Origin of the sequence: Dermabacter sp. HMSC06F07 (genome assembly GCF_001807345.1) — a bacterium.
In the GTDB taxonomy this organism is placed as follows: Bacteria; Actinomycetota; Actinomycetes; order Actinomycetales; family Dermabacteraceae; genus Dermabacter; species Dermabacter hominis.
The window spans coordinates 416,040-435,025 of sequence record NZ_KV788588.1; the positions used below are offsets into that span (position 1 = coordinate 416,040).

The 18,986-nt window shown below is 63.0% G+C and carries 15 protein-coding genes; 2 read left to right on the forward strand and 13 right to left on the reverse strand.

Going from position 1 to position 18,986, the window contains the following annotated elements; genetic code table 11:
* Positions 1 to 311: 311 nt before the first annotated feature.
* On the forward strand, positions 312 to 686 hold the full coding sequence (locus HMPREF3157_RS09000; RefSeq protein WP_070436156.1) for an ArsR/SmtB family transcription factor: 375 nt from the start codon (positions 312 to 314) through the stop codon (positions 684 to 686).
* Positions 686 to 1,618: a cation diffusion facilitator family transporter gene (locus HMPREF3157_RS09005; protein ID WP_070436157.1), complete on the forward strand. Its 933-nt coding sequence runs from the start codon at positions 686 to 688 to the stop codon at positions 1,616 to 1,618. The genes HMPREF3157_RS09000 and HMPREF3157_RS09005 overlap by 1 nt, the downstream gene beginning before the upstream one ends.
* A gap of 102 nt (positions 1,619 to 1,720) precedes the next feature.
* On the opposite strand, the gene HMPREF3157_RS10950 is transcribed toward HMPREF3157_RS09005, so the two are convergent.
* The 13 genes from HMPREF3157_RS10950 to gatC form a co-directional block, all read right to left on the reverse strand.
* The gene (locus tag HMPREF3157_RS10950) at positions 1,721 to 2,185 is read right to left on the reverse strand and encodes a C40 family peptidase (RefSeq protein WP_275438549.1); all 465 of its coding nucleotides are present in this window, start codon (positions 2,183 to 2,185) and stop codon (positions 1,721 to 1,723) included.
* Between the two features lie 446 nt (positions 2,186 to 2,631).
* The gene (cimA, locus tag HMPREF3157_RS09015) at positions 2,632 to 4,245 is read right to left on the reverse strand and encodes a citramalate synthase (RefSeq protein ID WP_070436158.1); all 1,614 of its coding nucleotides are present in this window, start codon (positions 4,243 to 4,245) and stop codon (positions 2,632 to 2,634) included.
* 52 nt (positions 4,246 to 4,297) lie between these two features.
* On the reverse strand, positions 4,298 to 5,380 hold the full coding sequence (locus HMPREF3157_RS09020) for a branched-chain amino acid aminotransferase (protein WP_070436159.1): 1,083 nt from the start codon (positions 5,378 to 5,380) through the stop codon (positions 4,298 to 4,300).
* Positions 5,381 to 5,421: 41 nt separating this feature from the next.
* On the reverse strand, positions 5,422 to 6,477 hold the full coding sequence (locus HMPREF3157_RS09025; RefSeq protein WP_070436160.1) for a 3-isopropylmalate dehydrogenase: 1,056 nt from the start codon (positions 6,475 to 6,477) through the stop codon (positions 5,422 to 5,424).
* Positions 6,478 to 6,521: 44 nt separating this feature from the next.
* Positions 6,522 to 7,544, reverse strand: a complete 1,023-nt coding sequence (gene ilvC / locus HMPREF3157_RS09030) for a ketol-acid reductoisomerase (protein WP_371440689.1) — start codon at positions 7,542 to 7,544, stop codon at positions 6,522 to 6,524.
* Positions 7,545 to 7,682: 138 nt separating this feature from the next.
* Positions 7,683 to 8,213 carry an acetolactate synthase small subunit gene (gene ilvN, locus HMPREF3157_RS09035; protein WP_034373537.1) on the reverse strand — a complete coding sequence of 177 codons (531 nt, stop codon included), beginning with the start codon at positions 8,211 to 8,213 and terminating at the stop codon, positions 7,683 to 7,685.
* 2 nt (positions 8,214 to 8,215) lie between these two features.
* A complete protein-coding gene (locus tag HMPREF3157_RS09040; protein WP_070436162.1) occupies positions 8,216 to 9,970 on the reverse strand; it encodes an acetolactate synthase large subunit in 1,755 nt (584 codons plus the stop codon).
* A 218-nt stretch (positions 9,971 to 10,188) separates the two neighbouring features.
* The gene (gene ilvD, locus HMPREF3157_RS09045; protein WP_070436163.1) at positions 10,189 to 12,021 is read right to left on the reverse strand and encodes a dihydroxy-acid dehydratase; all 1,833 of its coding nucleotides are present in this window, start codon (positions 12,019 to 12,021) and stop codon (positions 10,189 to 10,191) included.
* 89 nt (positions 12,022 to 12,110) lie between these two features.
* Positions 12,111 to 13,706: an alanine/glycine:cation symporter family protein gene (locus HMPREF3157_RS09050; RefSeq protein WP_070436164.1), complete on the reverse strand. Its 1,596-nt coding sequence runs from the start codon at positions 13,704 to 13,706 to the stop codon at positions 12,111 to 12,113.
* Positions 13,707 to 13,954: 248 nt separating this feature from the next.
* Positions 13,955 to 15,544 (reverse strand): alanine/glycine:cation symporter family protein, encoded by a 1,590-nt coding sequence (locus HMPREF3157_RS09055; RefSeq protein ID WP_070436165.1) that lies wholly within the window; start codon positions 15,542 to 15,544, stop codon positions 13,955 to 13,957.
* Between the two features lie 117 nt (positions 15,545 to 15,661).
* On the reverse strand, positions 15,662 to 17,173 hold the full coding sequence (gene gatB / locus HMPREF3157_RS09060; RefSeq protein WP_083286219.1) for an Asp-tRNA(Asn)/Glu-tRNA(Gln) amidotransferase subunit GatB: 1,512 nt from the start codon (positions 17,171 to 17,173) through the stop codon (positions 15,662 to 15,664).
* Positions 17,170 to 18,675: an Asp-tRNA(Asn)/Glu-tRNA(Gln) amidotransferase subunit GatA gene (gene gatA, locus HMPREF3157_RS09065; RefSeq protein WP_070436166.1), complete on the reverse strand. Its 1,506-nt coding sequence runs from the start codon at positions 18,673 to 18,675 to the stop codon at positions 17,170 to 17,172. Before gatA ends, gatB begins: the two co-directional genes overlap by 4 nt.
* A gap of 3 nt (positions 18,676 to 18,678) precedes the next feature.
* Positions 18,679 to 18,975: an Asp-tRNA(Asn)/Glu-tRNA(Gln) amidotransferase subunit GatC gene (gatC, locus tag HMPREF3157_RS09070; RefSeq protein ID WP_034374975.1), complete on the reverse strand. Its 297-nt coding sequence runs from the start codon at positions 18,973 to 18,975 to the stop codon at positions 18,679 to 18,681.
* Between the last annotated feature and the right edge of the window lie 11 nt (positions 18,976 to 18,986).

Here is an 18,986-nt window from a genome sequence, read left to right on the forward strand (position 1 = left end):
ACCGGAGGTAGGTACGGCAGCGTCGGACAGGAGACAGCACAAGGTGTCGTGCGCGGAGGCCACCGGCAGCAGCCCCGGTGCGGCAAGCGGAAGAAGCACCGCACGTCTACTCGTCGTTGTGTCCACTGTCGCAACTCCCCTTCCCTAGTGCCCTCGCACGACCACGATGATCGTGCCCGCGGGGCGCATCGAGTCTAGTTCCGAGTCGCCCCGAGCTGGCCCTTGGCTCCGCACCGGGGCGCGCCCCAGCTCGCGCTGCCGCCAAGGACCACACCCCTTGCAATATCGCTTTATGACGATACTATCGGCACATGACGATAATTCCGGTGGTGGACAACGCTCCGTTCGAGGTCGCGGACGGCCATGCTGCGCTGTTCCATGCCCTGTCCGAGCCCACTCGATTGGCCCTCCTTCAGCACCTCTCGACCGATGAGCACCGGGTCCGTGGCCTCGTAGAGCACATGCACCTGGCGCAGTCCACCGTGAGTAAGCACCTGGCGTGCCTGCGTGACTGTGGTCTGGTCACCGTGCGCACTGAGGGACGGGCCTCGTGGTTCGCCCTGGCTGATCCGGCCCGGCTCACGGACCTGCTGGAGACCGCGGAGACGCTGCTGGCCGCTTCCGGGGCGTCGCTCTCCCTCAAAGCCCACTGTGACCACGCTGAGCTTGAGGAAGGGGAGCTGTGATGGCGAGCGAGGGAGAGCACTCCCACCACCATGCTTCACCGGACACGGCCCGGGTTCGCCTGGCGATCGCGTTTGGCATTACGTCTGTCATCATGCTCGCGCAAGCCCTCGGCAGTGTCGTCACCGGAAGCCTTGCTCTGCTCACCGACACGGCACACGTGCTGGTCGATGCCTCGGGGCTGCTGGTGGCCCTGATCGCGGCGACCATGATGCTGCGCCCGGCCAGCAGCAAACGCACCTGGGGATTCGCCCGCATCGAAGTGTTGGCCGCCCTGGCCCAGGCCACCCTCTTGATCGTGGTGGGAGCCTATACAGCAATCGAGGGCATCTCGCGGCTGACCGAGCCCCCCGAGGTCCCTTCCGGGGAGCTGCTCGCCTTCGGGGTGATCGGGCTGATCGCGAACATCGCTGCGATCCTCGTCCTGGCCGGGGGGAAGAACTCCAGCCTGAACATGCGCGCCGCGTTCCTCGAGGTCCTCAACGATGCCCTCGGATCGCTCGGCGTCATCACGGCCGCGCTGGTCATCCAGTTCACCGGGTTCCAGCAGGCCGACGCTCTGGCAGGGCTGTTCATCGCTGCGCTGATCGTGCCCCGAGCGTTCCGCATCCTGCGCGCGACGGTGCACATCCTCATGGAGTACACCCCCCAGGGGGTCGATCTCGATCAAGTTCGCGAGCACATCCTCGCCCTGGATCACGTCCAGGACGTTCACGACCTGCATGCCTCCGCGATCGGCAGTAACCTGCCCGTCATCTCGGCCCACGTCGTGGTCAGCGAGGAGTGCTTCGAATCCGCCCACGCGCTGCGGATCCTCGAAGACGTCCACCTCTGCGTCAGAACACACTTCCCGGTGGCGATCGAGCACGCCACCATCCAGTTGGAGAGCCCGTCCGTGCATGAACGCGAGGCCGCAGGCAGCCTCCACACCTAACCCCACCGAGCTGCCCACCCCTTCCCCCCGGAGCGGCAACCCGACACAGAGGGGGCGCGGACCACCGGGAGGCGGTCCGCGCCCCGTCGGTGTCGCTGGTGCTCAGCGGAAGCTGATGAAGGTGGGGGATCCCCAGATCGTGCGCTCGGTGACGGCGCCCGCGGAGCGGCCCGCGTCGACGACCTTGTCACCGCCGGCGTAGACGCCGATGTGACCGGGCCAGACCACCAGATCGCCGGACTGGGCCGCGGACTTCGAGATCGAGGTGCCGGCGTTGACCTGCTGACCGGAGGTGCGCGGCAGATCGATGCCGGCCTGCTTGTAGGCGTACTGGGTCAGCCCCGAGCAGTCGAAGCCCACCCCCGGGCTGCTCGAGCTCCAGGAGTAGGAGGTGCCGATCTGGGTGCGAGCGGCGTCGACAATGCTCTGCCCGACGCTGCCCGAGGAGGAGGTGGAGGGCGTGGGGACCGACGTGCCCGTGCCCCCGATGGAGAGGCCTCCACCGTTGAGGGCGCCGCGCGCCCCCGCGCGAGCTGCGTACTGAACTGGGGCACCCCAGCATGACAGTTACTCGCGGGACTTTTACGGTTCCCAATGGGCCCAAAAGTGCACTTTTGCGACACATCTGTCGCACTGGGTACAGGGCAACGAGACGCGCGGTCGCATCCACCTCGACGTCTCCAGTAGCTATAGCGATACCGGACGTATACCACCCCGCCGCGAGATCTCGGAAGAAGTGGGCTGCACTCCCCGCACCGTTACGACGCACGTAGCGATGCTCCGAGAAGCTGGCTTGCTGCCCGCGAGTAGGGGTGGAAATGCCATAAGCACAGAACGGTTCCCCCTCCCCCTAGAGAGAGCACATGGCTTCCACCCTTCTTCACGCCCCACCACCACGGGCCTCCCGGCTCCCCTTCCGCCCTTCTCACTGCGGGCTTGAGATGTGGTCCCGCCTACCGCTGGCACTGCTATCCATTCAGGATCCACAAGCTGAAAGACCTCGAAGCGATGCTCTAGAGCGATCTTCCGCTTTCGCGCGCTGGGGCCACGCGGAGCTTGTGGAGGCCATACCAATAGGCGTCGAAAAGTGCCTCCCACGAGGCCTCGATAATGTTCGGGCCCACGCCAACCGTCGTGAAGCGGCCAAAGGGAGCCTGGCTCGTCACGAGCACGCGAGTCGTCGCGTCGGTGCCCTGCTGGGAGTCGAGGATACGCACCTTGAAGTCGACGAGTGCGAACGAGGCAATCTCGGGATAGGTGTCCACGAGCGCCTCACGAAGGGCCTTGTCGAGGGCATTCACGGGGCCGTTGCCTTCGGCGATCGTCACGCTTCGGTGACCGGGAGCCGTGCTGAGGCGCACGGTTGCTTCCGATTCGAGCGATCCGTCGCGGAGCTGGTGGGAGGAGGTGCGCCACGACTCCACCTCAACGTAGGTGGGAAGGTCCCCGAGAACGTGGAGCACGAGCATCTCGAAGGAGGCGTCGGCCGCCTCGTAGCTGTATCCCTCGGCTTCGCGCCCCTTGACTGTCTGGGCGAGCAGGGCGAGTGTGGCGTCCTCACCGGAGAGGTCGTAGCCGAGCTCGCGCCCCTTGAGTTCGATCGACGCCTTGCCCGCCATGTCCGAGATGATCATGCGCATGTCATTGCCCACGACCGTTGGATCCATGTGCTGGTACAGATCTGGATCCACGCGGATCGCGCTCGCGTGCAGGCCAGCCTTATGCGCGAATGCGCTCGCTCCCACGTACGGCGCGCGTGCGTACGCGGGAATATTCGCGATCTCCGCGATTGCGTGGGCGATCCGTGTCGCATCGCCAAGCTGTTCGGGGCTCACGAGCTTTCGCCCGAGCTTGAGCTGAAGATTGGCGAGAACCGGAATGAGATCGGCGTTGCCCGTCCGCTCGCCATAGCCGTTCACGCAGCCCTGAACATGCACCGCGCCCGCTTCTACGGCGGCGATCGTGTTCGCGATCGCGCAGCCGGAATCGTTATGCATGTGGGCACCGAGACGGTCGCTCTCGAGCCCTGCTTTTTCGAGCCGTGCACGCACATCCGTGATGATCGCACTCACCTGATGCGGGAGCATTCCTCCATTCGTATCGCATAGAACAACAATCGCCGCCCCGGCGCGCAAGGCTTCGGCAACGACGCGCACCGCGTAGTCGGCATCGTGAGCATAGCCGTCGAAAAAGTGCTCGGCGTCGATGAACACCTCGCGGCCGTAACCACGGAGAAACTCAATGCTCTCGCGCACCATCGCGAGGTTCTCCTCGGCGCTCGTGCGCAGCGCCGATTCGACGTGCCGAAGATCAGACTTTGCCACGAGAGTGACCGTCGGAGCCCCTGAATCCACGAGCTCCCGCAACTGCGGGTCCTCGCTCGCCGCACACCCCTTTTTGCGGGTCGCCCCGAAGGCCGCGAGTCGGGCGTTCTTCAACGAGAGCTCCTTTTTCGCACGCGCGAAAAACTCTGTATCCTTCGGAACCGCGCCCGGCCAGCCGCCCTCGATATAGGTCACGCCGAGCTCATCGAGGAGCCTTGCGACCTGGAGTTTGTCCTCGACGCTAAGCGTGAGTCCCTCTTGCTGAGAGCCGTCGCGCAGGGTCGTGTCGTACAGGTGAAACACTGGCCGTGACCTCCGAGGTGCTGAAGAAAGAAACGGATCGGGTAGTGCAGCGCTACACGAGGCGCGCGAGCCAGCCGTGGCGGTCCTCAACGCGGCCGTACTGAATGCCCGTCAGCTCTTCGCGAAGGGCCATCGTGACCTCGCCGCTGCCACCGTTGCCGATTGTCCACGTGGCCTTTTCATCACGCAGCTCGCCAATTGGGTTGATCACGGCGGCTGTGCCGCACGCAAACATTTCCGTCACGCGGCCCGCAGCGATATCGGCGGTGAGCGCCTCGTAGTTGACGGACTCTTCGCTGGGGCTAAGGCCACGATCGGCGGCGAGCGTAAGGATCGATTCGCGCGTCACGCCCGGAAGGATCGAGCCGGTGAGCGTGGGCGTCACGATGCGACCATCGGCGTAGACGACGAAAGTATTCATGCCCGAGAGCTCATCGATGTTCGAGTGTGTCTCCGAATCGAGGAACATGACCTCATCGGCCCCCGCCTTGGCAGCCTCGTACTTGCCCTGGAGCGAGCTCGCGTAGTTGCCACCGCACTTGGCAAAGCCCGTGCCGCCGCGGCCCGCGCGGGCGGCGAGCGGCGAGACCCAGACGACGAGCGGCTGCACGCCGCGCGGGAAGTAGTTACCGGCAGGCGAAGCGATCACGTAGTAGTCGACCGTGTGCGCCGCACGCACACCGAGGAAGCTTTCCGAGGCAAACATGAACGGGCGAAGGTAGAGACTCGACTCGCCACCCGTGGGAACCCACGGCTCATCGGCGCTCACGACGCCTCGCAGCGAGGCGAGGAAGTCCTCGGTCGAGATCTCGGGTAGCGCGAGGCGCCTCGCCGAGTTCTGGATACGCGCGGCGTTCTTCTCGGGGCGGAAGGTCCACACGCTTTCGTCGGCGTGCCGGAAGGCCTTGAGTCCCTCGAAAATTTCCTGAGCGTAGTGGAAAACCGCAGCGGCAGGTTGGAGTGAGAGGGGGCCGTACGGAAGAATCTCACCCTCGCTCCAGCCTTCGGCTTCGGTCCACCGCTGATGGGCCATGTAATCGGTGAAGTTGTCGCCGAAGCCGGGATCCTTGAGGATGCGCTCACGCTCCTCGTTCGAGATTCGACGCGGAGCCGAGCTTGCGCGGTATTCACCCATGGGCTTTATTCCTCTCACCTTTAATCGTTGATTTCCCCAGTTTACGAGGCTGCATGCGCCTTTTCCCGAACAGCCTGCGCGATTGCGTCCCCGATCTGCGCGCACGTACGCGCGGAGCCCGGGTTCTCCGCGAGATCCTCGGTCACGGCCTCGCGCACGCGCTGCGCGGCCGCGTCCTCACCGATTGACTCGAGAAGGAGCGCAACGGAGAGGATCGTCGCGGTGGGATTCGCAATGCCCTTGCCCGCGATGTCGGGGGCGCTTCCGTGCACGGGCTCAAACATCGACGGAAACTCACCCGTGGGGTTCAGGTTGCCGGAAGCCGAAAGCCCGATGCCGCCAGAGATCGCACCCGCAAGATCGGTAATGATGTCGCCAAAGAGGTTGTCCGTCACGATCACGTCGAAACGCGAAGGATCCTGAACGAGGTAGATCATCATCGCATCGATGTGCGAGTAATCAACCTCGACATCGGGATACTCGCCGGCCACGTTCTCGACGATGCGTTTCCAAAGACGCCCGGCGTGCACGAGCACGTTGTGCTTGTGCACGAGGGTGAGCTTCCCGCGGCGCTTTGCGGCAAGCTCGAAGGCATAGCGCACGACGCGCTCAACGCCGTGGGCAGTATTGATTGACACCTCGGTCGCAACCTCGTCAGCGCTCCCCTCGCGAAGCACCCCGCCGGCGCCAACGTACGCCCCCTCGGTTCCCTCGCGCACGACGACGAAGTCGACCGTGCCAGGGTTCGCAAGTGGGGAATCCACGTGCGGGAAGAGAGCCGTAGGGCGGAGGTTCACGTAGTGCTCGAACGCAAACCGGAGCTTGAGCAAGAGTCCGCGCTCGAGAACGCCCGAGGGCACGCTCGGGTGTCCGACGGCACCCAGTAGCAGGGCGTCGTGGCGCTTAAGCGCGTCCAGGTCCTCATCCGTCAGCGTTTCGCCGGTGTCGTGCCAGCGGCTCGCGCCGAGGTTGTAGTCGGTCGTGACGAGGTTACGCCCCGTGCTTTCCAGGGCCGCCCGAAGAACCTTGAGGCCCTCGGGTACAACTTCCTGCCCAATCCCATCTCCGGGGATGACAGCGAGGTCAAGTGTGCTCATGGTTTCTCCTTCGGTGGCGCGAGGGTGGTGCACGGGGCGGCGAATCAGCGTTGTGCGGTGCCCTCTGTGTAGTCGGCATCGAGCTGCTCGGCGCTCCAGGCAAACATCGTGCGAAGCTCCTTGCCGACCTTCTCGATCGGGTGCTCCTGCTCGCTCGCGCGCAGCTTCGTGAACTCGGGCGCACCTGCCTTTTGATCATCGACGAAGCGCTTCGCGAAGCTGCCGTTTTGAATGTCGTCCAAAACGGCCTTCATGGAGGCCTTGACGTGTTCGTCCACGACTCGCGGACCCGAGACGTAGTCGCCGAATTCGGCGGTATCTGAGATCGACCAGCGCTGCTTCGCGATGCCACCTTCGATCATGAGGTCCACGATGAGCTTGAGCTCGTGAAGCACCTCGAAGTAGGCGATCTCGGGCTGGTAGCCCGCCTCGGTCAGTGTCTCGAAGCCCGCCTGCACGAGGTGGCTCATGCCTCCGCACAGCACAGCCTGCTCACCAAAGAGGTCGGTTTCGGTTTCTTCCGTGAAGGTGGTTTTGATCGCGCCCGCGCGCAGGCCACCAATCGCCTTCGCGTATGACAGGGCGAGCGGCCAGGCCTCGCCCGACTCGTCGTTTTCCACTGCGATGATGCAGGGAACACCGCGCCCGGCGACGAACTCGCGGCGCACCGTATGGCCCGGGCCCTTCGGCGCGACGAGCGCGACGTCGACGCCCTTAGGCGCTTCGATGTAGTCGAAGCGGATGTTGAAGCCGTGCGCGAAGAAGAGCGCGTTACCCGCCTCGAGGTTGTCCTTGATCTCGTTCTCGTAGATCTCGGCCTGGTACTGGTCAGGAGCGAGGATCATGATGACGTCGGCCCACTTCGCGACCTCGGCGACGGTGTCCACGCCAAAGCCCTGCTCTTCGGCTTTTGCTCGCGATTTCGACCCTTCCTTGAGGCCGATGCGTACCTCGACGCCCGAGTCGCGAAGGTTGAGGGCGTGAGCGTGGCCCTGCGAGCCGAATCCTACGATGCCGACCTTCTTGGACTGGATGAGTGCAAGATCAGCGTTGTCGTCATAAAACATTTCCGCCACGGTGAACTCCTTCGGTTCTCATGTGTGATTCGGTTGTGGGCAGTCTAACCGCCCCTCGTCTTACTTACTGGATACGTGTCTCATATTGAGAAACGCCGGTGGGTGTGCACCCGTCGGACCCCACGCTGCCTACCCGAGCAGCGCGCGATCCGTAATCGAACGCGAGCCGCGCCCGATCGCGACCGCCCCCGACTTCACGATCTCCTTGACACCAAACTGCTCGAGCATGGACAGCAGCGCGGCAAGCTTATCGGCCGATCCCGTCGCCTCGATCGTGACGGAATCGGAGGCCGCATCGACGACCTTCGCTCGAAACATCTGCACTATTTCGAGAACCGACGTGCGGGTCTGGTTGTTGGCCTTAACTTTGACGAGCACAAGCTCACGCTCGACCGACTGCCGCGGCTCGAGCTGGACGATTTTCAGGACGTTCACGAGCTTATTGAGCTGCTTCGTGATCTGCTCAAGCGGCATCTGATCAACCTCGACCACGACGGTGATGCGAGAGATGCCCTCGTGCTCGGTAGGTCCTACCGCGAGCGATGCGATGTTGTAACCGCGCCTCGCAAAAAGCGCCGTAACGCGCGTGAGCACGCCGGGCTTGTTTTCGACGAGGACAGACAGCGTATGGTTCTTCTCCGGGTCGCGCGAAAAGTCCATGCTCAGATCTCCCTCTCCCATTCGGGCGTCATACCCTGCGCGATTTGAATCTCGTCATTGCTCACGCCAGCGGGCACCATGGGCCACACCATCGCGTCAGCACTCACCTGAAAATCGACCACGACGGGGCGATCGTTGATCGCCATCGCTTCGCCGATCACCCGGTCGATGTCCTCGTCGCGCTCGCACCGTAGCCCCACGGCACCGTAGGCCTCGGCGAGCTTCACGAAGTCGGGAACGCGGCGCGTGCCGTGCCCGGTATTGAGATCGGTATTGGAAAAACGCTGATCGTAGAAAAGGTTCTGCCACTGACGCACCATTCCGAGCGACGAATTATTGATGATCGCGACCTTGATCGGAATATCGTTGAGCACGCAGGTCGCGAGCTCCTGATTCGTCATTTGGAAGCAACCGTCGCCGTCGATCGACCACACGACCTTGCCGGGCTGTCCCACTTTCGCGCCCATCGCCGCGGGCAGTGAGTAGCCCATCGTGCCGAGGCCGCCGGAGTTGATCCACGAATACGGCTCCTCGAAGTCGATGAATTGGCTCGACCACATCTGGTGCTGGCCCACACCGGCAACGAAGATCGATTCGGGGCCACTGATGGCGCTGATGCGCGAAATCACGTGCTGCGGCGCCGTGTAGCCGTCGGCAGTCGCGGTCCACCCGAGCGGGTAGTTCTCGCGCAGCCCGTTCATGAGCTGCCACCAGGCTTCGTAGTCGCGTTCGTCGCCGTCTGCAAGGCGATCGGCGAGGGCCGCTAGAAGGGCGCGAGCGACATCCGCCGCATCGCCCACGATCGGCACGTCGGCGACTCGGTTTTTTGAAATCTCGGCGGGGTCGATATCGGCGTGCACAACCTTTGCTGCGGGCGCGAACGAGTCGAGCCTTCCCGTCACGCGGTCATCGAAGCGTGCCCCGATCGCGATAATCAGGTCACTGCGTTGGAGGGATGCGACCGCGGCGACGTCTCCGTGCATCCCGGGCATTCCCAGGTGCTGCGGGTGCGAGTCGGGAAGGGCGCCGCGCGCCATGAGAGTCGTCACGAACGGGGCGTTCGCCACTTCGACGAGCGCACGCACCTCCTCGTTCGCGCGCGAACGAAGCACACCACCGCCCAGGAGGAACACGGGGCGCTTCGCGTTCACGAGCAACTCGACCGCTTCGCGAATCTGCTTGCCGTTGGGGCGCCCCGGGACGCGATAGCCGGGAAGATTGAGCTCTTCGGGCCATTCGAAAACGGTTTCTGCCTGCTGCGCATCCTTCGTCACGTCTACGAGAACGACTCCAGGCCTGCCCGTCGAGGCGATGTGGAAAGCCTGCTTGATCGCGAGCGGAATGTCGTCCGCGTTCTTGACGAGGATGTTGTGCTTCGTCACGGGCATCGTCATGCCCACGATGTCGGCCTCTTGGAACGCGTCCGTACCAATAAAACTCGAACCCACCTGACCGGTGATGACCACCATGGGGATCGAGTCCATCTGGGCATCCGCAATCGCGGTGATGAGGTTTGTCGCGCCGGGCCCCGAGGTCGCGATACACACGCCTACCTTGCCGGTTGCATGCGCGTACCCGCTCGCCGCGTGGCCCGCCCCCTGCTCGTGACGCACGAGAATGTGCCGAAGCCCCTTCGCATCGAGAAGCGGATCGTAGGTCGGGAGGATCGCTCCCCCGGGCAGGCCAAACACGACGTCCGCCCCCGCCGCTTCAAGCGACATGATGAGCGATTGCGCTCCCGTGACTGCTCCAGCCATAACGCCTCCAATTATTCACTGACGAAAAAGCCCCTCGTCCCTTGCGGGAAATCGAGGGGCGCGGCTTATCGTGCGGGGGCGTTAGCCGCGCCCGGTCACAATAAGGAGAATGCTCTGCATGCGTCTCAAACTACCCGGATACAAATCTTGAAACGAAACGGTTCACATCTTGAGATCCGACGGCTCCTCCGAACCGTCGGCCCCACGGGGCCCGCCGCTTACGGGAGAGGCCTGCGCGTCGCGCCAAATGTTGCCGAGCGCACGTGATGGGCATACACCTTCAGTGCCTGACTCACCTCGCGGCGTCGATTCTGCGGCCGCCACGGAAGAGGCCCGCGCGATTCGCGGCGACGGTCAAGTTCTGCCTGCGGAACATCGAGCGTCAGCTCTCGCTTCGGGACGTCGATGACGATTCGGTCACCCGTCTCCACGAGACCGATCGCACCACCCTCGGCGGCTTCGGGCGAAATATGCCCGATTGAAAGGCCCGAGGTGCCGCCCGAGAACCGACCGTCGGTGATGAGCGCGCACGCCTTACCGAGCCCGCGTCCCTTGAGGTAGGAGGTGGGGTAGAGCATCTCTTGCATGCCCGGGCCACCCTGTGGTCCCTCGAACTGGATCACGACAACGTCGCCTTCCGCAACGGACTTATCGAGGATGCGTTGCACCGCTTCCTCTTGGGACTCGACAACAAAGGCGCGCCCCTCGAAATGGAAGAGTTCCTCGTCGATGCCCGCGCTCTTGATGACGGCGCCATCACTTGCGAGATTGCCACGAAGCACGCACAGACCGCCGTCTTTCGTGTGGGCGAACGGCACGGCGCGAATTACGCCCGATTCCTGGTCGAGATCGAGCTCCTCCCAGCGCATGTCCTGGCTGAACGGCACCGTCGTGCGTTTTCCGCCCGGTGCCGCGCTAAAGAGAGTGAAGGCCTCTTGCCCGGCTTCTCCCCCGCGGATATCCCACGTGGCGAGCCATTCGGCGAGGGAACGAGCGTGAATCGCGTGCACCGAGTGATCGAGCAGGCCCGCGCGATCAAGCTCGCCGAGGATCGCGGGAATCCCGCCGGCACGGTGCACGTCTTCGACGTGAGCAATTCCGTTCGGGGCGACCTTGGAGAGGCAGGGCACGTTCCGCGAAATCCGGTCGATGTCCTCGAGGCTAAAATCAACCTCACCCTCGATCGCTGCCGCAAGGATGTGCAGCACGGTGTTGGTCGAGCCGCCCATCGCGACATCGAGACTCATGGCGTTTTCAAACGCCGCTTTCGTAGCGATCGAGCGGGGCAGCACGCTCTCGTCGTCATCGTCGTAGTAGCGGCGGCACAGCTCGACGATTCGCTTTCCCGCCTCCACGAAGAGGTCGCGGCGGAACGCGTGCGTCGCGAGCGTCGTGCCATTTCCCGGAAGCGAAAGCCCCAGGGCCTCGGTGAGGCAGTTCATCGAGTTTGCCGTGAACATTCCCGAGCACGAGCCACACGTGGGACATGCATTGTTTTCGATCTGGGCGAGCTGGTCATCGCTTATGGACTCATCGACGGCGTAGCTGATTGCATCGACGAGATCGATGCTGTGGTCGATTACGCCCTCGACGGGTTTACCGGCTTCCATTGGTCCACCCGACACAAAGACGACGGGAATGTTGAGCCGCATGGCCGCCATGAGCATGCCGGGCGTGATCTTGTCACAGTTCGAGATGCACACGAGCGCATCGGCGCAGTGGGCGTTGACCATGTACTCGATGCTGTCGGCGATAACGTCTCGGCTCGGGAGAGAGTAGAGCATCCCCTGGTGCCCCATCGCAATGCCGTCGTCGACCGCGATGGTATTGAACTCCTTCGCCACTCCCCCGGCCTCGCGAATCGATTCGGCGACCATGTCGCCAACGTTTTTGAGGTGCACATGGCCAGGAACGAACTGTGTGTAGGAGTTCGCGGTCGCGATGATCGGCTTGCCGAAATCATTCGAGCCCATGCCGGTCGCGCGCCACAGGGCGCGTGCGCCGGCCATATTGCGGCCGTGGGTTGACGTGCGTGAACGAAGGTGAGGCATGGCCACAGCATAGGCAGAAACCCAAGACCCTCGCCCAAATATTGGACGAGGGTCTCAGAGTATGAACTGCCTGTTGTTAGAACGACCAATCAGCCTTCGCGATGCGGCCAACCGGGATCGTCCGCGAGGCGCTGCTTGAGCGCCTCATACTTGGCGTTTTCCTCCTCCTCGAGCGCGCGAGCTTCAGCGACCTGCTGCTCCGTGGGCTCGTGGTCACCCATGCCGACAGCGAGTGCCGGATCAACGACTGCGATCGCGCCCGTTTCAAGCTTCACCTTGTGGCGGAGAATCTCGTAACGCACAATCTTTGCGAGGAAGTAGATGCCGAGAAGGTTCGGAATCGTCATGAGGAAGAATACGGCATCCGAGAAGTTGATGACAGCGTCCATCGACACGGCCGAGCCGAGAATAACCGCGAGAATCCATACGATCTGGAAGCCGCGCTTCACGAAGGCCGACCGCCCGAAGAGGAACTCGGCGGCAAGGTTGCCGTAGTAGTAGTAGCTCAGGATCGTCGAGAACGCGAAGAGCGCCACCGACACGGTCAAAATATACGGGAACCAGCTTGCGACCGTCCCAAATGCATTCGCCGTCATGACGATGCCGTCGCCGCTACCGTCCTCATACACACCCGTCACGGTAATGGCGATCGCCGTGAGCGTGCAGACGATAACAGAGTCCACGAGCGGCTCCCACATCGCGGTGAAGCCTTCCGTCGCGGGCTCCTTGGTCTTCGAGGCCGAGTGCGCCATGCCGGCCGAGCCCACACCCGCAGCGTTCGAGAAGAGCGCGCGCTGGATACCAACGATGGCCACGCCGATCGCGCCACCGGTCACGCCCTCGCCGGTTACAGCCGTCGAGAAGATCTTGGCGACCGCCTCGGGCACCGCCTGAATATTCATGATGATGATCGCGAGCACGCACAGGAAGTACACGATTGCCATGAGAGGCGTGATGCGCGCCGTCCACGTACCGATCGACTGAATACCGCCGACGATCACGAGCGCCGCAAGCGCCGCCATAATCGCACCGATGGCCCAGCGGTTGTCCTGAAGGAAGGCAATGCCGAGCTGATCGCTAAGGATCGCCGCGCCCTGATTCGACTGGAAGAGGTTACCCGCACCAAACACGCCGATGAGCGTGAATGCCGCGTAGAGGAACGAGAGGACGATGCCGAACTTCTTGAAGCCGACGTCAGCAAGACCGTGCCTGAGGTAATACATGGGGCCGCCATGCGTGTGGCCGTCATCGTCAATCTCGCGGTACTTCGAACCTAGAGTCGCCTCGGCCATCTTTACGCTCATCGCGAGGAAGCCGAAGAGTACGATCCACAGCGCGGCACCGGGACCACCGATCGAAATGGCGACGGCGACACCGGCGATATTGCCGAGGCCAACGGTCCCCGAAAGCTCCGTTGCGAGAGCCTGGAAAGAGCTCACCTCACCCGGGTCGGTCTTACGGGTGTATTTGCCGCGAATGACACCAATCGAGTGCGCGAGACCCGTGATGGGCTGGAATCGAAGCCACACCGTGAGGAAGAGGGCGGCCGCGATCAGCCACAACACGATGATGGGAACCTCAACCCCGGCAATGGTGGGGGCGAAAAACACGATCGCCGACAGGAAATCGGCAAACGGTGCAAAGTAAGTATTTAAGAACTGGTCGATAGCACCAGAACTATGCATCAGTTACTCCTTGAAGGGGGAAAGCCAAACACGCTCCACCATTCGGAAAAGAACCGGCGGTTTCAAGCACATTCGGGAAAACGAATTCTTAGCGACAATTTTTTCTCGCACACTCAAGCGGACCTATTTGCACACTGACGCGGCGACAAAACCCCTGGTCACCAGCGGTACATAACAATCACCAGGAGTCTCGTCAAGTAATGACGGCCAACACGGCGCCTGTGACTAGCATCACTCGATGGCCTGCATCACTCGCCTTCGCGCTGCTGACCCCATTCGCCGTCTTCATAGAGGCGCTCTCGAATCTCATGCCATTCGCGCGCTTCCTCTTCATCACGATCACGCGCCTCAGCAATTTGATCTTCGGTGGGCTCGTGATCCCCCATCCCCACGGCGAGCTCAGGATCAATCTGCGGGATCGCTCCGGTTGTCACCTTCACCTTGTGGCGCAGGATCTCGTAGCGAACGATCTTGGCAAGCGCGTACACGCCGATGAGGTTCGGGATGGTCATGATGAAGATGAGCGCATCGGCAAGAGTGACAACGGAATCGATCGTGATGGCGGACCCGATGATGGTGAAGGCAATCCACACGACCTGGAAGCCGTGGGTCACCCATTTCGAGTTGCCGAGGATGTACTGGATCGCGCTCAGGCCGTAGTAGTAGTACGCGAGCACGGTTGAGAACGCGAACGGGACGACGATCACCATGAGGACATACGAGAACCACGGCGCAACGGTCGAGAAAGCCTTCGCGGTCATCACGATGCCGTCGGACTCACCGCTCTTATAGACGCCGGTCACGACCACGACAAGCGCGGTGATCATACACACGACGCACGAGTCGAGGAACGGGCTCCACATGCCCGTAAAGCCCTCGGTCGCGGGGTGGCGGGTTTTCGCCGCCGCGTGCGTCATGCCCGCGGTTCCGACGCCAGCGGCGTTCGAGAAGAGCGCACGCTGGATACCGATCACGGCGGCTCCAGCCGCGCCCCCGGCAACGCCCTTGGGCTGGAACGCTTCGGTCACGATCGTCATGAATGCCGAGGGGATCTGCGGGAGGTTGAAAAGAAGAATAAGGATTGCGCAGACGAGGTAGGTACCCGCCATGATCGGAACGGCTTTCGAGGTGATCTTGCCGATCGACTTCACGCCGCCGACCACGACGAGCGCGAGGAAGATGCCAAAGACCACACCCACGATCCAGCGGTGGTTGAGAAGGAAGTCCCAACCGAGCTGCTCACCGAGGATCATCGCGGTCTGGTTCGACTGAAACATGTTTCCGCCGCCGAACACGCCGAAGAAAGCCGAGATCGCGTAGAACATCGCGAGAACGCTGCCGGCCTTCGCCCAGCCGATCTCTTTGAACCCATATTTGAGGAAGTACATAGGGCCTGCGTGGACCGTTCCGTCTTCGTCGATCACGCGGTATTTCGTGCCCAGGGTCGCCTCGGCCATCTTGAGGCTCATCGCAAAGAAGCCGAAGATCGCGATCCACAGTGCAGCGCCCGGACCGCCGAGCCCAATCGCGACCGCGACGCCCGCGATGTTGCCGAGCCCGATCGCGCCCGAAATCTCGGTGGCAAGCGCCTGGAAGCTGCTCACCTCACCGGGGTCAGTTTTGCTCGCGTAACGCCCTCTCACGACGTCAATCGCATGCTTAAATCCCGTGATCGGCTGGAATCGCAACCACACCGTCATGAAGACGGCCGCCACTGCGAGCCAGACGACGATCAGTGGGATTTCAATGCCGCCGATATTCGGCGCGTAGAACACGACCGCGCTCATAAATTGAGCAATCGGTGCGATCAGCTGGTCAACGTACTGGTCGAAACTCATGAGTCCCTCTCGGTTGGCCCAGATCTGCTTCAGGCCGCAAAATGGGGCCCCGGTCACTAAAGCCCGAGGCCCCATTTCATACTAGGTAGTTCTTAATGACCCATTATGACCGGTGAGTTAGCCCACCTCAAGTTTGGCCATAATGATCTCACGAACGCGCCCGGCATCAGCCTGGCCGCGCGTCGCCTTCATGACCGGGCCGATAAGCGCGCCGATCGCCTGGACCTTGCCGCCCTTGATCTTCTCGACCACGTCGGGGTTATCAGCGATGGCCTGATCCACGGCGCCCTCGAGAACCGAGTCATCAGAGACAACCGCGAGGTTCTCCTTCTCCACGATGGCGGCGGGATCACCGTCACCATCGAGGACCTTCGCAAGCACCTGGCGGCCGATCTTGTCGTTGATCTTCTTGCCCTCGACGAGCGAGACGAGTTCGGCAACCTGAGCCGGAGTGACGCTGAGCTCCTCGAGCTCTTTCTCGGATTCCTTGGCGATGCGTGCGAGTTCACCCATCCACCACTTGCGTGCCGCCTGGGGCTTCGCACCCGCAGCGACCGTCCCCTCGATCAGGTCGAGCGCACCGGCGTTAATGACGTCGCGCATCTCGAGATCCGTGAAACCCCACTCACCGAGCAACCGTCGGCGACGAGCCGCGGGAAGCTCCGGAAGCGAGGAGCGCAGCTCCTCAACCCACTCGCGACTCGGGGCGACCGGCACGAGATCGGGCTCGGGGAAGTAGCGGTAGTCCTCGGCATCGCTCTTCACACGGCCCGGGCTCGTGTGGCCCGTGTCGTCGTGGAAGTGACGGGTCTCCTGGATGACCTCGGCACCGCTATCGAGCACTCCCGCCTGGCGGCTGATCTCAAAACGCACGGCGCGCTCGATTGCACGGAACGAGTTGACGTTCTTCGTTTCGGTACGTGTGCCAAGTGGCGCCTCTTTCGAGGGGCGAAGCGAGACGTTGATGTCGGCGCGCACGTTGCCGCGCTCCATGCGCGCTTCCGAAACTTCGAGGGTGCGGAAGATATCGCGGAGCGTGCGAACGTACGCCGCGGCGACCTCCGGTGCGCGGCCGCCCGTGTTCGGGATCGGGCGTGTCACGATCTCCACGAGGGGAACACCCGCGCGGTTGTAGTCGACCTGCGAGTGAGTCGCGCCCTGGATACGGCCGGTACCGCCGATGTGGGTGTTCTTGCCGGCGTCTTCTTCCATGTGCGCGCGCTCGATGTCGACGCGCACGATCTCGCCGTCGTCAAGTTCGACGTCGACGTACCCGTCGTAGGCGATCGGTTCGTCGTACTGCGAGGTCTGGAAGTTCTTCGTGAGATCCGGGTAGAAGTACTGCTTACGCGCGAAACGGCAGTGCTCGGCGATCGAGCAGTTCAGTGCGAGACCGATCTTGATCGCGTACTCCACTGCTTTCTCATTGACGACCGGCAACGTCCCCGGAAGACCGAGCGAGACGGGCGTGATCGCCGTATTGGGTTCGGCGGCAAAGACATTGGGGGCGCCATCGAACATCTTGGTCTTCGTGCCAAGTTCCACGTGGACCTCGATGCCGAGGACCGGGTCATACTTCTCGATCGCCTCGTCGTAGTCGAGGGGTTCGATATCCGTGTAGGCGTTCACTTGGCGCCTCCTTCCAGGGCCGGAGCGTTGTTCAGAATCGGCCCTCCCCAGGAGTCCTCGAGCAGCGCCTCGAGTGCGCCACCGGCGCGGTAGAGGCGGTCATCGGCCATCGCGGGAGCGAGGAACTGGAAGCCCGCGGGCATCGATTCCTCGGCGAGGCCACTCGGGAGCGAGAGGCCGGGGACACCCGCGAGGTTCGCGGGAATCGTCGCGATGTCGTTGAGGTACATCTTGAGGGGGTTGTCGGTGTTCTCACCGAGGCGGAAAGCGACGGTGGGAGCGGTCGGCGACGCGAGCACGTCGCACTTCTCGAAGGCCGCGGCGAAGTCGCGCTGCACGAGTGTGCGCACCTTCTGGGCGCTTCCGTAGTAGGCGTCGTAGTAGCCCGAGCTGAGCGCGTATGTACCGAGCAGGATGCGGCGCTTGACCTCGGCGCCGAAGCCCTGACCTCTGGTCGCGGCCATGACCTTTTCGGCGGTCGGGTGATCCTCGGGGACCACGCGAAGGCCAAAGCGCATGCCGTCAAACTTCGCGAGGTTGCTGCTCGCCTCCGAAGGCATGATGAGGTAGTAGGCGCCGAGCGCGTACTTGAAGTTCGGGCAGCTCACGCGAACAATTTCCGCGCCAGCCTTCTCGAGAAGCGCGAGCGATTCCTCGAAGCGCTGCTTGACGAGCGAGTCGAACCCTTCGCCCTCGAGCTCTTCAATGACGCCGATGCGCATGCCCTTGACGTCCTTTTCGCGCGCGGCCTCGACGAAGTTGCCGAAGCCGTCCTTGATCGAGGTCGAATCCTTCGGGTCGTAGCCGCCGATGACCTCGTGCAAAAGCGCGGCATCTTCGACCGTTCGCGTGCACGGGCCCGCTTGGTCGAGCGAGCTTGCCATCGCGATAAGCCCGTAGCGCGAGACCGAGCCGTACGTGGGCTTGACGCCGACCGTGCCGGTCACGGCCGCGGGCTGGCGGATCGAGCCACCCGTGTCGGTACCGATCGCGAGCGGAGCTTCGAACCCGGCGATAGCCGCCGAAGACCCGCCACCCGAACCGCCCGGGATGCGGTCCAGATCCCACGGGTTGTGGGTGTTGCCGTAGGCGCTCGTCTCGGTCGAGGAGCCCATCGCGAACTCGTCCATGTTGGTCTTGCCGAGAATCGGGAGCTTTGCCTCTTTGAGGTTCTCCACGAGGGTCGCGTCGTACGGAGGGATCCAACCTTCGAGGATCTTCGAGCCGGCGGTCGTCTGCGTGCCCTTCGTCACGACGACATCCTTAACCGCAACGGGAACACCCGCGAGCGGCGCGAGGTTCTCGCCCTTGGCGCGCGCCTCGTCAACGGCATCGGCCGTCGCCCGTGCGTCATCGCTTGTCACGGTCACGAAGGCGTTGAGCTGGCCCTCGACGGCCTCGATGCGTGCGAGATGCGCGTCGGTCAGCTCGCGCGCGCTGAACTCACCGCTTTCGAGCCCCTTCGCCATCTGCGCGGCGGAAAGCTTCACAAGGTCAGTCATCGGTTACTCCTCCCCCAAAATCTGCGGAACAACGAAGCGACCATCGGCGGCTTCGGGCGCGCCGGAAAGGGCTTCTTCTTGCGTGAGGGTTTCCGTGACCTCGTCCTTGCGGAACACGTTGGTCATGGGAATCGGGTGACTGGTGGCCGGGACGTCGTCGCTCGCGACTTCACTCACGGACGCAACTGCGTCCAAGATGGCGTCGAATTCGCCCGCAAAGCGAGCGATCTCGTCGTCGGTGAGCTCAATGCGAGCGAGGGACGCCAGGCGTGCGACTTCTTCAGAACTCATTGCTGGCATGGCATCCATTC

Excerpts from the sequence above, each read along its gene's own strand:
- gatC (WP_034374975.1), bottom strand. The coding sequence starts at position 18,975 with ATGCCAGCAATGAGTTCTGAAGAAGTCGCACGCCTGGCGTCCCTCGCT.
- HMPREF3157_RS09025 (WP_070436160.1), bottom strand. The coding sequence starts at position 6,477 with ATGAGCACACTTGACCTCGCTGTCATCCCCGGAGATGGGATTGGGCAG.
- HMPREF3157_RS09005 (WP_070436157.1), top strand. The coding sequence starts at position 686 with ATGGCGAGCGAGGGAGAGCACTCCCACCACCATGCTTCACCGGACACG.
- HMPREF3157_RS09040 (WP_070436162.1), bottom strand. The coding sequence starts at position 9,970 with ATGGCTGGAGCAGTCACGGGAGCGCAATCGCTCATCATGTCGCTTGAA.
- HMPREF3157_RS09050 (WP_070436164.1), bottom strand. The coding sequence starts at position 13,706 with ATGCATAGTTCTGGTGCTATCGACCAGTTCTTAAATACTTACTTTGCA.
- HMPREF3157_RS09055 (WP_070436165.1), bottom strand. The coding sequence starts at position 15,544 with ATGAGTTTCGACCAGTACGTTGACCAGCTGATCGCACCGATTGCTCAA.
- ilvN (WP_034373537.1), bottom strand. The coding sequence starts at position 8,213 with ATGGACTTTTCGCGCGACCCGGAGAAGAACCATACGCTGTCTGTCCTC.
- ilvC (WP_371440689.1), bottom strand. The coding sequence starts at position 7,544 with ATGTTTTATGACGACAACGCTGATCTTGCACTCATCCAGTCCAAGAAG.
- gatA (WP_070436166.1), bottom strand. The coding sequence starts at position 18,675 with ATGACTGACCTTGTGAAGCTTTCCGCCGCGCAGATGGCGAAGGGGCTC.
- HMPREF3157_RS09020 (WP_070436159.1), bottom strand. The coding sequence starts at position 5,380 with ATGGGTGAATACCGCGCAAGCTCGGCTCCGCGTCGAATCTCGAACGAG.
- ilvD (WP_070436163.1), bottom strand. The coding sequence starts at position 12,021 with ATGCCTCACCTTCGTTCACGCACGTCAACCCACGGCCGCAATATGGCC.
- HMPREF3157_RS09000 (WP_070436156.1), top strand. The coding sequence starts at position 312 with ATGACGATAATTCCGGTGGTGGACAACGCTCCGTTCGAGGTCGCGGAC.